The organism is Neorhizobium sp. LMR1-1-1.1, from assembly GCF_040675795.1.
GTDB classification, from domain to species: Bacteria; Pseudomonadota; Alphaproteobacteria; order Rhizobiales; family Rhizobiaceae; genus Neorhizobium; species Neorhizobium cellulosilyticum.
Genome location: NZ_JBEGHE010000048.1, coordinates 1 through 2,490, shown reverse-complemented (window position 1 = coordinate 2,490; position 2,490 = coordinate 1). Strand labels below are relative to the sequence as shown.

2 protein-coding genes are annotated in these 2,490 nt (G+C 59.3%); both read left to right on the top strand.

Going from position 1 to position 2,490, the window contains the following annotated elements:
- Positions 1-112 precede the first annotated feature (112 nt).
- Positions 113-1,633 (top strand): IS21 family transposase, encoded by a 1,521-nt coding sequence (gene istA, locus MRBLMR1_RS25185; RefSeq protein WP_148173655.1) that lies wholly within the window; start codon positions 113-115, stop codon positions 1,631-1,633.
- The gene (gene istB, locus MRBLMR1_RS25180) at positions 1,623-2,417 is read left to right on the top strand and encodes an IS21-like element helper ATPase IstB (RefSeq protein ID WP_137396213.1); all 795 of its coding nucleotides are present in this window, start codon (positions 1,623-1,625) and stop codon (positions 2,415-2,417) included. The genes istA and istB overlap by 11 nt, the downstream gene beginning before the upstream one ends.
- Positions 2,418-2,490: the final 73 nt, after the last annotated feature.

Below are 2,490 nucleotides of genomic sequence, written 5' to 3'. Positions count from 1 at the left end.
TGTTGGTTTCCACGCAGAACTGAGCCGGTTAGGCGCATAATTTCCATTGAGAATTGAGCCATGTGAACCTTCCCCCAACGCGGTGAGCGACGGGGGCAACGGAGTGATCCACATGGGACTTTTAAACATCATCCGTCGGATGGCGCTGCGCGAGAAGCAGTCGATCCGGGAGATCAGCCGGCGCACGGGGCTGTCACGCAACACGATCGCCAAGTATTTGAGTGCCGGCACGATCGAGCCGACGTTCACGGTTCCGGAACGACCGAGCAAGCTTGATCCTTTTGCCGACAAACTCTCTGGCTGGCTGAAGACCGAGGCCGGGAGGTCGCGCAAGCAGCGCCGAACATTGAAGCAGCTTCATGCCGATCTGATGGCTCTCGGCTTTACCGGCTCCTATGGTAGGGTCGCCGCGTTCGCTCGTGATTGGCGGACTGAGCAGCAGACAGCGGGCCGCGGCATATTCATTCCTCTGTCCTTCCGCCCAGGCGAAGCGTTCCAATTCGATTGGAGCGAAGATTATGCCGTGATAGGCGGCGAGCGCACGAAGCTGCAGGTCGCCCATATCAAGCTATCACACAGCCGGGCGTTTCTGGTCAGGGCCTACCTGCTACAAACGCACGAGATGCTCTTCGACGCTCATTGGCACGGGTTCCGCGTGTTTGGCGGTGTGCCGGGTCGCGGCATTTACGATAACATGAAAACCGCGGTCGATCGCGTCGGTCGTGGCAAGGAGCGACAGGTCAATATCCGTTTCCTCGCGATGACGAACCACTACGTCTTTGCGCCTGAGTTTTGCAATCCCGCCGCGGGTTGGGAGAAGGGCCAGATCGAGAAGAATGTCCAGGATGCCCGGCCGCGACTGTGGCAACAGATGCCGGACTTTCCTGATCTGGCGGCATTGAATGCCTGGCTGGAACAGCATTGCCAGGACCTGTGGCGCGACACAGCACACGGCACCTTGCCTGGCACGATCGCGGACGTCTGGTCCGCGGAACAGCCAGCATTGATGGCGCTCCCCGCTGCGTTTGACGGCTTCGTCGAGCAGGGCAAACGTGTCTCTCCGACATGCCTGATCACCTTCGAGCGGAACCGCTATAGCGTGCCTGCATCGTTTGCGAACCGGCCTGTCAGCTTGCGAATCTATCCCGAGCGACTGGTCGTTGCGGCCGAGGGTAATGTCCTATGCGAACATCCGAGGGTGATTGAGCGCAGCCACGACAAACCGCCGCGGACGATTTACGACTGGCGGCATTACCTTGCCGTCATTCAGCGCAAGCCCGGTGCCCTGCGCAATGGTGCGCCATTCCTGGAATTGCCGCTGGCCTTTCGACAGTTGCAGGACCAGATGCTGCGTCGCCTGGGCGGCGATCGTGAGATGGCCGATATCCTTGCTCTGGTGCTTCATCACGACGAACAGGTCGTCGTCAGGGCTGTGGAGCTGGCTCTGGATCAAGGCGTCGCGACCAAGACGCATGTGCTGAACCTGCTGCATCGTCTGATCGATGGGAAGACGACTGACGGCCCTGACATCGACACGCCACAGGCGCTGACCTTGTTGCGTGAACCCAAGGCCAACGTCGAACGCTACGATGGCTTGCGTGTCCGGATCGTGGGAGGTCGCCATGCGTCATGATCCCGCAAGTGCCGCCGTCGTCATCATGCTGCGGAGCCTGAAGATGTATGGCATGGCCCAAGCCGTCACAGACCTGATTGAGCAAGGGGCTCCAGCTTTTGATGCGGCCGTGCCGATCCTGTCCCAGTTGCTGAAAGCCGAGATGGCCGAACGTGAGGTTCGCTCGATTGCCTATCACATGAAGGCTGCTCGCTTCCCAGCCTATAAGGACATCTCCGGGTTCGACTTCGCCGCCAGCGAAATCAACGAAGCGACGGTGCGCCAACTGCACCGATGCGAGTTCATGGACGGGGCGCAGAATATCGTGCTCGTCGGTGGGCCGGGCACAGGAAAAACACATGTCGCGACTGCCCTTGGGGTCCAGGCGATCGAGCATCACCGCCGGAAGGTCCGCTTCTTCTCGACCATCGAATTGGTCAATGCGCTCGAACAGGAGAAGGCCAAAGGCAAGGCAGGACAGATCGCTGAGACCCTGGTTCGCCTCGATCTCCTGATCCTCGATGAATTGGGATACCTTCCGTTCAGTGCCTCAGGGGGAGCGTTGCTCTTCCACCTGCTAAGCAAGCTCTACGAGCGCACCAGCGTCATTATCACGACCAACCTCAGCTTCAGCGAATGGGCAACCGTCTTCGGTGATGCCAAGATGACCACGGCTTTGCTCGATCGCCTGACCCACCGTTGCCATATCCTGGAAACAGGAAACGACAGCTTCCGCTTCAAGGCCAGCTCGGCCGCAGCAGCTCAGAAGAGAGGAGAAAAGGCCAATCCCTTGACCAAAGCCTGATCAGAAAACCATACTCAGAGGTGGCTCACTTCTCGGTGGAAAAACCGGCTCAGTTCCGCGTGGAAACCAACAC

Excerpts from the sequence above, each read along its gene's own strand:
- istA (WP_148173655.1), top strand. The coding sequence starts at position 113 with ATGGGACTTTTAAACATCATCCGTCGGATGGCGCTGCGCGAGAAGCAG.
- istB (WP_137396213.1), top strand. The coding sequence starts at position 1,623 with ATGCGTCATGATCCCGCAAGTGCCGCCGTCGTCATCATGCTGCGGAGC.